The 14,446-nt window shown below is 66.0% G+C and carries 18 protein-coding genes and 3 tRNA genes; 10 read left to right on the forward strand and 11 right to left on the reverse strand.

The genetic code is table 11. From position 1 onward, the window contains the following. Positions 1–42 precede the first annotated feature (42 nt). The 10 genes from rplK to G6N36_RS14370 all read right to left on the reverse strand — a co-directional run bounded on the left by rplK (position 43) and on the right by G6N36_RS14370 (position 3,938). Positions 43–471: a 50S ribosomal protein L11 gene (gene rplK / locus G6N36_RS14325; RefSeq protein WP_083124454.1), complete on the reverse strand. Its 429-nt coding sequence runs from the start codon at positions 469–471 to the stop codon at positions 43–45. Positions 472–504: 33 nt separating this feature from the next. Continuing rightward, on the reverse strand, positions 505–1,326 hold the full coding sequence (nusG, locus tag G6N36_RS14330; protein WP_083124452.1) for a transcription termination/antitermination protein NusG: 822 nt from the start codon (positions 1,324–1,326) through the stop codon (positions 505–507). Positions 1,327–1,352: 26 nt separating this feature from the next. After that, positions 1,353–1,775, reverse strand: coding sequence for a preprotein translocase subunit SecE (gene secE / locus G6N36_RS14335; protein WP_083124450.1), 423 nt, complete (start codon positions 1,773–1,775; stop codon positions 1,353–1,355). 78 nt (positions 1,776–1,853) lie between these two features. Further along, a tRNA-Trp gene (locus G6N36_RS14340) sits at positions 1,854–1,926 on the reverse strand. A gap of 152 nt (positions 1,927–2,078) precedes the next feature. Beyond that, complete coding sequence (gene hadC, locus G6N36_RS14345) at positions 2,079–2,606, reverse strand: (3R)-hydroxyacyl-ACP dehydratase subunit HadC (RefSeq protein WP_163687070.1); 528 nt, start codon at positions 2,604–2,606, stop codon at positions 2,079–2,081. A gap of 3 nt (positions 2,607–2,609) precedes the next feature. Beyond that, on the reverse strand, positions 2,610–3,038 hold the full coding sequence (hadB, locus tag G6N36_RS14350) for a (3R)-hydroxyacyl-ACP dehydratase subunit HadB (RefSeq protein WP_083124446.1): 429 nt from the start codon (positions 3,036–3,038) through the stop codon (positions 2,610–2,612). Continuing rightward, the gene (gene hadA / locus G6N36_RS14355) at positions 3,025–3,504 is read right to left on the reverse strand and encodes a (3R)-hydroxyacyl-ACP dehydratase subunit HadA (protein ID WP_083124444.1); all 480 of its coding nucleotides are present in this window, start codon (positions 3,502–3,504) and stop codon (positions 3,025–3,027) included. Before hadA ends, hadB begins: the two co-directional genes overlap by 14 nt. Before the next feature lie 49 nt (positions 3,505–3,553). Then, positions 3,554–3,721, reverse strand: a complete 168-nt coding sequence (gene rpmG, locus G6N36_RS14360) for a 50S ribosomal protein L33 (protein ID WP_003929651.1) — start codon at positions 3,719–3,721, stop codon at positions 3,554–3,556. 34 nt (positions 3,722–3,755) lie between these two features. Then, positions 3,756–3,829: transfer RNA gene (locus tag G6N36_RS14365), tRNA-Met, on the reverse strand. Positions 3,830–3,865: 36 nt separating this feature from the next. Further along, positions 3,866–3,938 (reverse strand) — tRNA-Thr (locus tag G6N36_RS14370). An 88-nt stretch (positions 3,939–4,026) separates the two neighbouring features. Between G6N36_RS14370 and G6N36_RS14375 the strand changes: the two genes are divergently transcribed. The 10 genes from G6N36_RS14375 to G6N36_RS14420 all read left to right on the forward strand — a co-directional run bounded on the left by G6N36_RS14375 (position 4,027) and on the right by G6N36_RS14420 (position 13,306). Next, complete coding sequence (locus G6N36_RS14375) at positions 4,027–4,887, forward strand: NYN domain-containing protein (protein WP_163687071.1); 861 nt, start codon at positions 4,027–4,029, stop codon at positions 4,885–4,887. Between the two features lie 13 nt (positions 4,888–4,900). Next, positions 4,901–5,611, forward strand: a complete 711-nt coding sequence (locus G6N36_RS14380; protein ID WP_083124440.1) for an MBL fold metallo-hydrolase — start codon at positions 4,901–4,903, stop codon at positions 5,609–5,611. 107 nt (positions 5,612–5,718) lie between these two features. After that, a complete protein-coding gene (locus G6N36_RS14385; RefSeq protein WP_163687072.1) occupies positions 5,719–6,393 on the forward strand; it encodes a DUF4352 domain-containing protein in 675 nt (224 codons plus the stop codon). 135 nt (positions 6,394–6,528) lie between these two features. Next, on the forward strand, positions 6,529–7,533 hold the full coding sequence (locus tag G6N36_RS14390) for a DUF8453 domain-containing protein (RefSeq protein ID WP_163687073.1): 1,005 nt from the start codon (positions 6,529–6,531) through the stop codon (positions 7,531–7,533). Positions 7,534–7,726: 193 nt separating this feature from the next. Beyond that, positions 7,727–8,425 carry a crotonase/enoyl-CoA hydratase family protein gene (locus G6N36_RS14395; RefSeq protein ID WP_163687074.1) on the forward strand — a complete coding sequence of 233 codons (699 nt, stop codon included), beginning with the start codon at positions 7,727–7,729 and terminating at the stop codon, positions 8,423–8,425. 9 nt (positions 8,426–8,434) lie between these two features. After that, entirely contained in the window at positions 8,435–9,025 is a 591-nt protein-coding gene (locus tag G6N36_RS14400) for a TetR/AcrR family transcriptional regulator (RefSeq protein ID WP_163687075.1), read from the forward strand. A gap of 162 nt (positions 9,026–9,187) precedes the next feature. After that, positions 9,188–9,925, forward strand: a complete 738-nt coding sequence (locus tag G6N36_RS14405) for a hypothetical protein (protein WP_163687076.1) — start codon at positions 9,188–9,190, stop codon at positions 9,923–9,925. A 31-nt stretch (positions 9,926–9,956) separates the two neighbouring features. Next, positions 9,957–11,519 carry an HD domain-containing phosphohydrolase gene (locus tag G6N36_RS14410; RefSeq protein ID WP_163687077.1) on the forward strand — a complete coding sequence of 521 codons (1,563 nt, stop codon included), beginning with the start codon at positions 9,957–9,959 and terminating at the stop codon, positions 11,517–11,519. Between the two features lie 48 nt (positions 11,520–11,567). Continuing rightward, positions 11,568–12,320 (forward strand): methanethiol S-methyltransferase, encoded by a 753-nt coding sequence (gene mddA, locus G6N36_RS14415; RefSeq protein ID WP_163687078.1) that lies wholly within the window; start codon positions 11,568–11,570, stop codon positions 12,318–12,320. Continuing rightward, entirely contained in the window at positions 12,317–13,306 is a 990-nt protein-coding gene (locus tag G6N36_RS14420; RefSeq protein ID WP_163687079.1) for a magnesium transporter CorA family protein, read from the forward strand. Before mddA ends, G6N36_RS14420 begins: the two co-directional genes overlap by 4 nt. A gap of 3 nt (positions 13,307–13,309) precedes the next feature. Here the strand turns inward: G6N36_RS14420 and G6N36_RS14425 are convergent, their stop codons facing one another. Continuing rightward, positions 13,310–14,437, reverse strand: a complete 1,128-nt coding sequence (locus G6N36_RS14425; RefSeq protein ID WP_163687080.1) for an NAD(P)/FAD-dependent oxidoreductase — start codon at positions 14,435–14,437, stop codon at positions 13,310–13,312. Between the last annotated feature and the right edge of the window lie 9 nt (positions 14,438–14,446).

The following is a 14,446-nucleotide window of genomic DNA, read 5'->3' on the forward strand; positions in this document are numbered from 1 at the left end:
GGTTGGCGAGCCGATGCCAGCTCTCCCACGGGATCGGCCGAACTATTCGACCGTGATCCCCATCGACCGGGCGGTGCCGGCGATGATCTTGGACGCCGCGTCGATGTCGTTGGCGTTCAGGTCTTCCTTCTTGGTCTCGGCGATCTCGCGCACCTGATCCCAGGTCACCTTGGCGACCTTGGTGGTGTGCGGGGTGCCGGAACCCTTCTGCACGCCTGCGGCCTTCAGCAGCAGCTTGGCGGCGGGCGGGGTCTTCAGCGCGAACGTGAAGCTGCGGTCCTCGTAGACGGTGATCTCCACGGGGATGACGTTGCCGCGCTGGCTTTCCGTCGCGGCGTTGTACGCCTTGCAGAACTCCATGATGTTGACGCCGTGCTGGCCGAGCGCCGGACCCACTGGCGGGGCGGGGTTGGCCGCTCCGGCCTGGATCTGCAGCTTGATCAGCCCAGTGACCTTCTTCTTCGGGGCCATGAGTGTTCGGTTCCTTTTCTTTCTTACTTGTCTTTAGATCTTGGCGACCTGAGTAAAGGTCAGTTCGACAGGTGTCTCGCGACCGAAGATCGACACCAGCACCTTGAGCTTCTGCTGCTCGGCGTTGACCTCGCTGATGGATGCGGGCAGCGTCGCGAACGGGCCGTCCATGACCGTGACCGACTCGCCGACCTCGAAGTCGACGAGGATCTCCGGACGCTCCAACGAGGCCTCGGAGGACGCAGCGGCGCCCGCCGTGCTCTTGGCCGGCTTCTTCGCCGACGCCGGCGGAAGCAGGAACTTCACCACGTCGTCGAGGCTGAGCGGCGACGGCCGCGACGTCGCCCCCACGAAGCCCGTCACGCCGGGCGTGTTGCGCACCGCGCCCCACGACTCGTCGTTGAGTTCCATGCGGACCAGGATGTAACCGGGTAGCACCTTGCGGTTGACCTGCTTGCGCTGGCCGTTCTTGATCTCGGTGACCTCTTCGGTGGGCACCTCGACCTGGAAGATGTAGTCGCCGACATCGAGGTTCTGCACGCGGGTCTCGAGGTTGGCCTTCACCTTGTTCTCGTAGCCGGCGTAGCTGTGGATGACGTACCAGTCACCGGGCCGCAGGCGCAGATCCTTCTTCAGCGCGACCGCAGGGTCCTCGTCTTCGTCTTCTTCCGGAGCCGCCTCGGGGGCGGCCTCGGGCTCGGCAACCTCAACTGGTGCCGCGTCTTCGACGGCTTCGGCCGCCGTGCTGTCTTCCAGACGCTCGGCCGCCTCGTCTGCGATCACGGTCGCCGGATCTGCCGCTTCGGCGATTGCCTCGGAAACGGCCGAAGGCGTATCGCCCTCGAAGCTAGTCACTTGTCAGTCCTCTCAGTACTTCCACGTCAGCCGAACACCCACATGACGATCTTGCCGACGCCCAAATCGACTCCGCCGATCAGCGCCACCATGAACGCCAGGAAGACCAGCACCACGATGGTGTAGCTGACCATCTGCTTGCGGTTCGGCCAGATGACCTTGCGCAGCTCGGCGACGACCTGCTTCAGGTAGTTCCAGACATACAGGAACGGGTTGCTCGAGGAGCCGTCGCCGCGCTTCTTGGCCGTCTTCTTCGCCGTGCCCGAGCCGTTCTTGGTCGGCGACGCCTCGGTGCCGGTTTCCAGGTCGACGGCGCTGCTGACGTTCTCGCCGCTGGCTACGCGGCGCGACCGCTTGCCGCTGGGCCGAGTAGGCCGGGTTACGACCGCGCCGCTGCCGCCGGTGTCGTCGGACCCTGCGGAGCCGTCACGATCACGCTCGTCGCTCACCGCATGCCTTCCTTGTTCTGGTCGTCTAGTTGTGTGGACACCTTCCAGTGTCCACGCCGTGTCGAGTATTCAGTTGAGCAGGGGCGACAGGACTTGAACCTGCAACCTGCGGTTTTGGAGACCGCTGCTCTGCCAGTTGAGCTACGCCCCTTTACCTTGACACCGCTGGCGCTGCGATATCACCGGTTTCCGGGGCTCACACAAACCGCGCGCTCCCCGTTCGGTCGATCTGAAACCGACGGACAGCGCGCTGGACTGGGGAAACCCCGAGTTGCGAGTGTAGCGCGCCACCCACGTCAGTTACTAATCCGCGTCCTGGCCATTCTGGATGGCGGCGGTGCGGATGACCTGCCCCGACTCGGGATCCCATTTCACCGAGATCGAGTTGTCGCCCTCGTGGCCCATCAACGTGGTGAACGCCTCCATAACGACCGTGCCGTCCAGCTCAGCGCAGACGTTGCGTGTGAGGACAATGTCGGCGCCGAACCGCTCGTCGACCGATTCGACGTGCATGGTCCCGGTCAGCTCGTCACCGACCTTGATCGGCCGGTGGAAGTGGAACTTCTGGTCGACCTGGACGATCTGCATGGTCTCCAGGCCGACGTCCACGTGCTGGAAGAAATGGTTCTGGATCATCACCGCGAAGATCGAGGCGAAAGTGAGCGGCGCGATAAGGGCGTCATGCCCGAGTTCGGCGGCCGCGGCCTCGTCGACAGTGGCCGGCGCGGCCGACTTCACGGCCTTGGCGTACTGGCGGACCTGTTCGCGGCCCACCACGAACGTGTCGGGGTACTTCCAGATCATCCCCCGGATGTCTGTCTTAAGCGCCATCGGTCATGCCAGCTTCGCGGTGGCGACAGCGCGACCGAAGATCTTCTTACCGCCAGCGGTGGCGGTTAACGCGATCGTTACCGACTTCGTTTCGGGCTCAACGGATTTCACCCTTCCATTGAACACGATTTCAGCGCCGACGCCGTCGTTGGGAACCGGCACCACCGCGGTGAAACGCACGTTGTATTCGGTGACCGCCGCCGGGTCGCCGACCCAGGAGGTGACATATCCGCCGCCCAGTCCCATGGTGAGCATGCCGTGCGCGATCGCGGTGTCCAGACCGACCTGCTTGGCGATCTCGTCGTCCCAGTGGATGGGGTTCAGATCGCCGGACACTCCGGCGTAATTCACCAGGTCACCTCGGGTCAGGGGGATCGTCTTTTCGGGAAGCAGGTCGCCCACCTTCACCGAATCGAACTCACGCAGTGCCATCGCTGAAACCCTCTTCTCCTTCTTCCCCGGTTCGCCCCGCCAGGGTCGTATACGACTCCTGGACGATTTCGCCTTTGTCGTCGGTGACGACGTTCTTGGTCACGATGATGTCGGCGCCGTGCGCCTGCCGGACGGAGTCCACGTAGACGTCGCAGAAGAGCGTGTCACCGGCATGAATCGGCTTGCGGAACTTCAACGTCTGGTCGACCTGCACGATCTTCATGTCGCTGATGCCGATGTTGGCGTTTTCGAAGAATGCCAACTGCGCCATGTAGCCGAACACCGAGATGAACGTCAACGGCGCCGGAATCGCGGAGTGGCCAAGCTGCGCAGCGACGTCTTCGTCGTGATGCGCGGGGTGCTCGTTCTTCACCGCGACGGCGTACTCACGCAGCTTCTCTCGCCCGACGACGTAGTGGTCGGGATAGCGGTAGTGCATCCCGACGATCTGCTCTGACAGCGCCACAGTGGACCTATCCGTCACCCGGGGGCAACCGCCCGCGGATTAGGGATCGCTAGCGCGATTCCTTGTGCGCCTGGTGCTTGCCGCAGTTCGGGCAGAACTTCTTGATCTCGAGCCGGTCGGGATCGTTGCGACGGTTCTTCTTCGTGATGTAGTTGCGGTGCTTGCACACCTCGCACGCCAAGGTGATCTTGGGCCGTACGTCGGTACTGGAGGCCACTTCTTGTCCTTCGTCTTGCGGTTCTAACGTCTTGTAGCGGTGGGGGGACTCGATCCCCCGACCTCACGATTATGAGTCGTGCGCTCTAACCAGCTGAGCTACACCGCCCCGATAGTCCGGTCCGGCGAACCGGTCCGGCCACCGAGCCCCCTAACGGAATCGAACCGTTGACCTTTTCCTTACCATGGAAACGCTCTACCGACTGAGCTAAGGGGGCCTGCCCTGACAGTCTCGTCGTGGGCCTTAAAGAGGGTACATTCAACCCGTTTGCCACGCCAAACCGCTGGTGGTGATAGGACGGACAAGTGACCGAACCCGGCGCTCCGCGCGTGGCCGTCTATCTTGATTTCGACAACATCGTCATCTCCCGATACGACCAGATACACGGTCGAAGCTCATTCCAGAAGGACAAAGCCGCCGGTTTTCACACCAAACCCGGCCGGCTCACCGAGGCGACCGTCGACGTCAGCGCGATCATCGACTTCGCGTCCTCGTTCGGCACGCTGGTGTTGACGCGCGCCTACGCGGACTGGTCGGCCGACGTCAACGCCGAATACCAGGGCCAGCTCGTCGGCCGCGCCGTCGACCTGGTCCAGCTGTTTCCCGCTGCCGCCTACGCCAAGAACGGCGCCGACATCCGGCTGGCGGTCGACGCGGTCGAGGACATGTTCCGGCTGCCCGACCTCACCCACGTCGTCATCGTGGCCGGGGACTCCGACTACATCCCGTTGGCCCAACGCTGCAAGCGGCTGGGCCGCTACGTCGTCGGCATCGGGATCACCGGATCGATCAGCAAATCGCTGACGGCCGCCTGCGACGAGTTCGTCACCTACGACGCGCTGCCGGGTGTGCCGGTGACCGAGCCGCCCAAGAAGAAGCCGCGCAAGAAGGCGGCCGACGGCGACCAGGAGCCCGAGTCCCCCGATCCGCAGGCCGCCGCGACCGCTCTGCTCGAACGGGCGCTGCGGATCGGCCACGAGAAGGACGACGCCGACTGGCTGCACAACTCCGCGGTCAAGGCGCAGATGAAGCGGATGGATCCGTCGTTCTCGGAGAAGTCGCTGGGATTCCGCTCGTTCAGCGATTTCCTGCGCTCACGCGCCGAGGTGGCCGAGCTCGACGAGAGCAGCACCACCCGCATGGTGCGGCTGCGTGGCAACGACTGAATAGTCTTACGGCATGACCGACCGCCTGTACTTCCGCCAACTGCTGTCCGGCAGGGATTTCGCCGCCGGCGACATGATCGCCGAGCAGATGCGCAACTTCGCCTACCTGATCGGCGACCGCGAGACCGGCGACTGCGTCGTCGTCGATCCGGCGTATGCGGCTGGTGATCTGGTCGACGCGCTGGAGGCCGACGGCATGCACCTGTCCGGCGTGCTGGTCAGCCATCACCACCCCGACCACGTCGGCGGCTCGATGATGGGTTTCGAACTCAAGGGCCTCGCCGAGCTGCTGGAGCGGGTCAGCGTCCCCGTCCACGTCAATAGTGTTGAGGCTGAATGGGTTTCACGTGTCACCGGCATCGCCCGCAGCGAGCTGACGGACCATCAGCACGGCGACGTGGTCAAGGTCGGAGACATCGACATCGAGCTTCTGCATACTCCCGGCCACACCCCCGGCAGCCAGTGCTTCCTGCTCGACGGCCGACTCGTCGCGGGCGACACACTGTTCCTGGAGGGCTGCGGGCGCACCGACTTCCCCGGCGGCGACGTCGACGAGATGTTCCGCAGTCTGCAGGCGCTGGCACAGCTTTCTGGCGATCCGACAGTCTTTCCTGGCCACTGGTACTCGCAGGAGCCCAGCGCGGCGCTGTCGGAGGTCAAGCGCACGAATTATGTATACCGGGCTAGCAATCTGGACCAGTGGCGCATGTTGATGGGCGGCTAACCTCGTCTGACGTCGGAGTTTGCCTCAGCAAAACTCGCCGGGTAGCGCCGAACCTGCGTTATTCTCCGCCTCAGCGCCTACGGTGCGCGGGAGGGGGCCCCGACGCGATGCCGACGCCGCCGACCGAACCCGACCTCCCCCCGAAGACGCCGCGGCGGCTTGAAGCCGTCCCGGACCCGCCCGCCGTCGACGCACCCGCGACACCGCCGGACGGTAACCGCAGTCTCGTCCTCCGATTCGGCACTGCATGCGCGGCCCTGCTGGTGGTCCTCGTCGGCTTGGCCGTCTACGGGTTCCTGATCAAAGACGATGCGGACGTACAACTTTCGTTACCGGGCAGCGACGGCGACCCGTCCGAGACGCCGGCCGCAGCACCGACGACGAACGCGCCACCCATGCCTGGCCCCACCGCGGGCGCCATCGACGGTCCCCTGTCGTTCACCGTCGACGGCGTCGAGATCGGGCCGAAGGTCGTCATGTCGGACGCGCCGCTGGAGAAGACCGCGGACGGTGTGTTCGTCGTCGTACACATGACCGTGGCGAACATCGGCACCGAGCCCGCGTCGTTCGTCGGCACGTTCCAGAAACTCCAGGCCAGCGGCGCCATCTATCCCTTGGCCGACGAGGCGACGGCCTACCTCGGGGGCACGGCCGTGCCACTCGATCCGGCAGCGACGACGGTCGTCTCCATCGCGTTCGACGTGCCGCCGGGCTCGGTGCCCGAATTCCTCGAGCTGCACGGCGAGCCGGGCGGTCCGGGCATCCAGGTTCCGTTGCCGTAGCTGGCAAGGTAGCCGCACGCCTCTATAAGCACTCCCGTCTCTGCTTACCCACCTTCCTGGGATTTTCCAGCAAATGACGTTGGTGCAAATTTTCTGATGCGGTAGCGGCGCTCGGACCGTGGTATACACCGGGACGTGGAAACCGACCTCCGGGCACTACGCGTGACCGACGTCTCGGCCCACGGGTGGATTGCACTGGCCGCCTGGGTGGCCGTCATGGTGCTCGTCGCGGCGTTGATCTACGCGTGGCGGGCCTACCAGCGGGCCAGAGCACACGCCGAAGAGCTCATGCAGCCGAACGTCGCGATGTTCATGGAGCCCGCCGCCCACGACTGGCACCTCGTCGAACTCGTCGTCAGGAACTTCGGTCAGACGCCGGCGTACGGCATCCGATTCGAGTGGGCCCACCCTCCCACCGTGGGCAAGTACGAGAACGTCTACGAGGATCGCTACGTCGACATCGTCCCGCTCAATCTGCCCGCGGAGATCCCGTATCTGGCACCGTCGCAGGAATTTCGCATCGTGTGGGATTCGGCGCTGGACCGCCGCGAGCTCGGAGAAACCATTGCGTCGCGGTTCGACGGTGCCGTCACCTACTCCGATCAGCCCACGACCAAGGGATCCAAGCGCGCCGGTCGCCAGTTCCGGTCCGCAGCCGTATTGGACTGGGCCACACTGCATCCCGTCGAACGCCTGGAGCTGCTGACGACGCATGATCTCGCGCGACAGGAGAAGCAGAAGCTCGAGCTGCTGCGAAACCTGTTGACCTACTACCACTACGCCGCCAGCGAGAGTCGCGAAGAGGTGCTGCGCAGCGAGATCAACAGGGTCCGCACCGCGGCCGACAAGATGCGCGAGCGCCTCACGACCGCCAAGGCGAAAACGTCCGCTGAGAAACCGGCGCCGCAGCCGCCGCGCCCCGCGCCGCCGCGTGAAATCCCGTTCAACGGGCCGCCGCGTCAGGTGCCGTTCAGCACCGGTCCGCACGAGGTGCCGTTCATCACGCCACCGCGTGAAGCGCAGTTCAATGGGCCGTCACCCCAGGACGTCGTCCACAACGACGACACGGACTATGACGACGATGAAGCGCACACCCAGGTGATCAACGGACGGCCGAGGCACCGGCGCGATCTCGGCTAGCGCGGTCCTGTGCGGTCGAAGTTCTAGGAGCCCGGCACCGCCCCCTACGCTGCCGGGCTGAAACAAACCTACGACGGCGGCCGACCGGCGTCGTGCGTAATCGACTACCCCACTCGCCGGCGCCGGGGGTTGGCTTTCGTAACACTGTTACGTAACATCGATCCAAATTCCTGACGTGCCCAAAGGAGAGGCGATGACCAGCCCGGTTGGCTACGAACTCAATGATTCAGTCGCGACGATCACGATGGACGACGGCAAGGTCAACGTCCTGGGTCCGGATATGCAGGCCGCGATCAACGAGGCGCTGGACCGCGCGGAGAAAGACGCCGCGAAGGCCATCGTACTCGCAGGCAACGATCGTGTGTTCAGCGGCGGCTTCGACCTCGCGGTGTTCCAGTCCGGCGACGCGAAGGCCGCGCATGACATGCTCGCCGGCGGCTTCGAATTGTCGGTGCGGTGCCTGACGTTCCCCGCGCCGGTGATCATGGCCGCGACGGGTTCGGCCATCGCGATGGGCTCGTTCCTGCTGCTGTCGGGCGACCATCGCGTCGGGCAGCCGAAGACGAAGTGTCAGGCGATCGAGGTGGCGATCGGAATGACGATCCCGATCTCCGCGATCGAGATCATGCGGATGCGGTTGACGCCGGCGGCGTTCCATCGCGGCGCGGCGCTGGCGTCGATCTACGTCGGCGACGAGACGATCACGGCGGGCTGGCTGGACGAGATCGTCGAGAAGGACCAGGTTCTCGCCAAGGCGCAGGAAGCCGCCGCTGCGGCGGCGCAGTTGCACACCGGCTCCCACGTGGCGACCAAACTGAAGGCGCGAGAATCGGCGTTACAGGCGATCCGGGCCGGAATCGACGGATTGGCAACGGAATTCAGTCTCGGCTAGGCCGCTGAGATGCCGAGGGCCAAGCAACGCACGCCGGAGCTTCGCGAGCATCTGCTCGAGGTCGCGATCGCGACGCTCGCCGAGGACGGCTTCACCGGCTTCACTACGCGGCGGGTCGCCGAGCGGGCCGGGACGTCGGTCCCCGCGGTCTACGAGCTGTTCATCGACAAGGCCGGCCTGGTGCGGGCGATGTTCTTCGAGGGGTTCCGCCTGCTCGGCGCCGAGCTGGCCAAGGTCCCGGTCAGCGACGACCCGTTGGCCGACCTGGAACGGCTGGTGCCGGTGTTCCGGCTCTTCTGCCGGGCGTACCCGCGGCTGGCGCAGGTGATGTTCTCGCGACCGTTCATGGACTTCGAACCCGGGCCCGACGAGCTGGCAGCAGGCGCGTCGGTGCGCGAGGTGTTCATCGGCCGGATCCAGCGGTGCGTCGACGCCGGGCTGCTGTCGGGAGATGTCACCGACATCGCGCACGTACTGCTCGCGCTGGCGCAGGGTTTGGCGGTGCAGGAGCTGGGCCGCTGGCTGGGGCCGACGGGTCCGACGGTCGAGCGCCGCTGGAAGTTGGGTGTCGGGGCGGTGCTGGCGGGCTTCCGCGGTTAGCGGGTCCGTGAACCGCCGCGAGGGGCCCCAAAATGCACGCAGTAATCGGCGTGTCGGCGTACAGACACGGCCGCTCGCCGGCTTGCGCGTGAGCCCTCGGCGGCCGAACTTGGGGCAATTGCCCCATGCGGCCTCCCCGGTCACCAACACATGATCACAGGCATGACCACGACACCCGAAGCGGCCGCGACCGCCTCCAAGACCATGCCCCTGCCCGAGGGAGACGACGAACGCGTCGTCGGCTTCGGCGTCATGGGCCTGCCCTTCGCCAACGGGCACTATCTCGCCTTCCGCGACTTCCCCGAGACGTCCTTCTCCCCCGCCTACCAGTCGGTGTGGCATCGCACCCCGGACGGCGTGTGGACGTTCTACGCGACCACACCCGGCCCGCAGAGCTGCTCGCGCTACTTCAGCTCGGCGACCCCGGTCGATCCGGTCGTCTGCGACATCACGTCGCGCTGGGTCACCCCGTGGTCGCTGGCGATTTCCATTGACGGAGTGCTGGATTGGCGCGTCGACATCACGACCACGCCCGCGACGCGACTGATGAGCGTCGTCGGCTCGAAGCTGCCCGCGACGATGTCGCGCAACCGCAGAGTGCTCGCCGCGATGAGCCCGATCGTCGGCCCGCTGCTGGGCATCGGCCGCATGAAGCTCACCGGCCACCTGCCCAACGGCCAGGAATTCCGCATCGCTCCGCGACGGGTGTGGGCGGTCGCCGACTCCAGCGCCGTCGTCAAGGGCGAGGACCTGGGAGCCGTCGGGCCCCACCCCGTCCAGGGCAGCCTGGCCGACTTCCAATTGCCCCAACGCGGCATCTGCGTCGTCGCGCAGGGCCGTTTCGAGGCGTTCGACGTCGCCCGCCATCGCGACGGCGACCGTCTTGACCTTTCCAGCTGACCAAGCGATGACGACGGCGCAGAATCGGCACATGCCCCCTCGGCAGTCGCCGCCAGCTCTTCCGACCCGCGCGGAAGTGCTGGCGGCGCTGTCGGTGGCCATCGACCTCGGGCTGGGACAACCCGCCGAGCACATGCTGCGGTCGGCGCTGATCGCGACGCGGATCGCCGACCGGCTTGGACTCACTGCCGCCCAGCGCGATTGCATCTACTACGCGACGCTGATCATGTGGATCGGCTGTCACGCCGACTCGCACGAGTATGCGCGGTGGTTCGGCGACGACATCGCGGTGCGCCGCGGCTCGTATCTGGTCGACTGGTCGGGCCTGCCGTATCAACGATTCCTGCTCACCAACATCGGGCGTGGTGAATCCCTGCTGTCACGACTGAAGACCGCCGCGACGCTGTACGCCAATGCGCGGGGCCACATTTCGCAACTCATCCACTCACATTGCACCTCGGCGGCGCTGCTGGCCCAACGGATCGGGCTGGCCGACGACGTGCAGACTGCACTGCGGTTCACCTTCGAGCGCTTCGACGGTGGCGGCCTGCCGACCGGCGCTGCAGGCGAAGCCATCCCGATCGAAATGCGTGTCGCCCAGCTCGCCGACATGGTCGAGGTGCATCAACGCGAATACGGCACCGAGGGTGCGGTCGCGATGGCACGCAGCCGTCGAGGTGGGCAGTTCGATCCCGCGGTCGTCGACGCGTTCGTCGCCGACCCGTCGGGGGTGCTCGCCGTACCGTCGACGGGCGACGTATGGGCCACCGCGCTGCAGCATGCGCCTGACCGCCACACCCGCCTCGACGGGCCCTCGCTGGACTCGCTGCTGATGGCGCTCGGCGATTTCGTCGACCTCAAATGCCCGTTCACCCTCGGGCATTCACGCGCGGTCGCACAACTCGCCGCCGAGGCCGCCGTCACCGCGGGGTTGGACGAGGACGCCGTGACGTTGACCCGGCGCGCGTCATGGGTGCACGACGTCGGCCGCATCGGCGTGTCGAATCAGATCTGGTCCAAGTCAAGCGATTTGACCACGGCTGAGTTCGAGCGCATGCGGCTGCACCCCTACCTGTCCGAGCGCATCCTGTCCCGGGTGCCGGGCCTGAACGACGTCGCGGCCGTGGCCACCAACCATCACGAATGCCTCGACGGCTCCGGGTATCCGCGTGGGCTGGCCGCGCGGCAGTTGACGATGCCCGACCGGTTGTTGGCGTGTGCGGTGAGCTATCAGAGCGCACTGGAACCGCGGCCCTACCGCGAGGCGCTCGGGCCCGCCGGTGCGGCACGCCGGTTGCGTGAACGGGTCCGCGACGGGGAACTGGACTCGGTGGCCGCCGACGCCGTGCTGTACGCCTCCGGTCACGCGCCGGCCAAGCCCAAAGCGCGCCCGCACGGGCTCACGGCGCGAGAGGTCGAGGTGCTGAGGCTCGTCGCGCAAGGAGTCAGCAACAGGGAGATCGCGGCCAAACTGGTCCTCAGCGAGAAGACGGTCCGCAATCACGTGGAACGCACGTACACCAAGATCGGCGTCTCGAACCGGATCGGCGCCAGCATGTATGCCCTCGAGCACGGTCTGGTCGCTGAAAGTTGAGGCATCCGCCTCACGCGCCCGCGCACCGCTGTGGCGAAAAGTCGAACCATGAAACGAACCATCGCCGTCGTCTACGGCACACTCTGCTACACCCTGTTTCTCGTCGTCTTCCTGTACCTGATCGGCTTCGTCGGCGGCCTCGCCGTGCCACGCAGTGTCGACAACGCCCTCGTCGCCGCGGCCGGCTGGGCGGTGCCGATCGACGTCGTCCTCGTGACGCTGTTCGCAGTGCAGCACAGCGTGATGGCCCGTCCGGCGTTCAAGCGATGGTGGACGCGCATCGTGCCGGCGTCCATCGAGCGAAGCACCTACGTGCTGGTCGCGAGTCTCGTTCTCGTCCTGATGTTTTGGCAGTGGCGAGAGCTGCCTGCGGTCGTCTGGGACGTGACGTGGCAGCCCGCGCGTCTGGCGGTGTGGACGATGTTCTGGCTGGGCTGGGCGATGGTGCTGGCGTCGACCTTCATGATCAACCACTTCGAGCTGTTCGGGCTGAAGCAGGTGTTCGCCGCTTGGCGGGCGCGGCCAACGGCGGAGACCGGATTCCGGGTGACGCTGTTGTACCGGGTGGTGCGCCATCCGCTGATGCTGGGCTTCCTCATCGCGTTCTGGGCGGCCCCGACGATGTCTGCGGGTCGTCTGCTGTTCGCTGCGATGATGACGGCATACATCCTGCTCGCCCTGCAGCTCGAAGAGCATGACCTGACCGCGGCGCTGGGGGCACGCTACGCCGAGTACCGGCAGCGAGTTCCCATGCTGATCCCCGGCCTACGCAGGCGACACACTGACATCATGGTTGGGTGACCGACGTTCGAGGCCGGGTGTGGCGCCACGGCAAGCCGCAGGACGACTTCGAGTTCGCCTCCATCTCGGACTATCTCGCCGAGGACGAAACCCTGGTCTGGTGCGACATCTACGACCCCGACCACGCGATCCTCAAAGACTTGGCCACGGAACTCGATCTGGACAGTTGGGCGGTCGAGGACGCGATCGCCGAGGCCGAACGCACGAAAGCCGCCGTCTACCGCTCGCACACCTTCTTCACCGTGTACGGCGTGGACGTCAAGGATCCGCCGCCCGAGGACGACTCCGAGTCGAGCCTGGAGATTCACCGGATCTCGGGGTTCGTGCTCCCGCGCGGACTGATCACGGTGCGGTTGTCGCCGAACTTCGACATCGACGCCATATCGCAGCGGTTCGACGAGCTCGGCGGCCAGGAGTACGGCGTCGGATCGCTGGTGCACGGTCTGCTCGACGTCGTCGTGGACAGCCACTTCGACGCCGTGCAGTCCCTCGACGACGGTATCGAAGCTGTCGAGGACGATCTTTTCGAGCAGAATGCACGAAAAGGACTGCAGCGAAAGACGTTCCGGCTACGCAAGGATCTCGTCGAGCTGCGGCGGGTGGTGCTGCCGATGCGGGAGGTCGTCAACTCGATTCAGCACCGCAGGCTGGACGCCAAGACGTCGCCCGAGCTCGACCCGCTGTACGCCGACCTGTACGACCACGTGCTGCGGGCATCGGAGTGGACAGAGTCGTTGCGGGACATGATCACCACGGTCTTCGAGACCAATCTGTCGCTGCAGGACGCGCGGCTGAACACGGTGATGAAGAAGCTCACCGGCTGGGCCGCGATCATCGCGGTGCCGACGGCGATCACCGGCTTCTACGGCCAGAACGTGATATATCCAGGCATCGAGACCGTGGGCGGGTTCGTCACCAGCACGGCGATCATCGTGGCGATTTCGCTCATCCTGTACTGGATGTTCAAGCGGCGGGATTGGCTGTAATCGCTACGCGCGCAGCAGTTCTTCCGCGTGCCGGAGGTCCTCGTCGGCGTTGAGCGTCAGCGCCCCGACGACCTCGCCGTCGGACTCGTACCAGACCGTGAACCCGTCCTGGTGATCGACGAGTCGACACGTCTCGTAGCTGCCCCAGCCGCGGTACTTGAACACCGAATCGCCGATGGTGGACGAAAACCCGGGAACTTGATCCCAGGCGGCGGAGAAGCCGGCGGCCGTGAGTCCGGCGACCAGCCCCTCCTGCGCGGCATCGCGCCAGTGCTCGGCGCGGATGCGGCGCCCGGCGGTGACATTGTGGGCGAGTGCGACGTCGCCCGCGGCGTAGACGTTGCGCGCCGACGCGTGCATGTGCTCGTCGACCACGATCCGCCCGTCTCGGGTTTCCAATCCGGCGGATTCGGCGAGCCGGATGTCGGGCCGCACACCATTGGCGGAGACGACGAGGTCGGCTTGGACAGCCGTGCCGTCGTCGAGCACCACGCCCGAGCCGTCGATTTCGACGACTGTGGTCTCACCGACGAAGCCGACCCCGTTGTCGGCGAGAATCTTCACCACGCGCTCGCCGACCTCGACACCGAATCGTCGTTGCAGCGGAAGGGTTTCCGGGACCGCCAACGCGGTTTTCACACCCCCGGCCGCCAGCGCCGCGGCGGCTTCACAGCCGATCAGGCCGCCGCCGATGACGACTGCCGAGTCTGCGTAACGGGCTGCCATCTTCAGCGCGACCGCATCGCTGAACGACCGCAGCGTGAGCGCGGACTCGGCGCCGGGGATGGTCAGCTTGATGGGGGTCGCGCCCGACGCGACGACGAGATGCCAGTAGGGGTAACGCTGCCCGCCCGCAGTGACCACCTCCTGGCCGTCGGTGTCGATGTGGTCGACGGTGACCCCGCGAATGAGGTCGACGTTGTTGCGGTCGAACCAGCCGGCGCTGTGCAACTCGCGCCGGCCCTCACGGCCGCACAGATAGCCCTTGCTCAGCGGCGGCTTGGCGTAGGGAAGCGCAGGATCGACGGTCAGGATGCGCACCGGAATGCCGGGGTGCTTGCTGCGGAACGTCTCCGCCGCGCTCACCCCCGCGGGACCGCTCCCGATGGCGATGAAACCTGGTGTCGCCACATTTCCTGC

Origin of the sequence: Mycolicibacterium gadium, from assembly GCF_010728925.1 — a bacterium.
Lineage (GTDB): Bacteria > Actinomycetota > Actinomycetes > Mycobacteriales > Mycobacteriaceae > Mycobacterium > Mycobacterium gadium.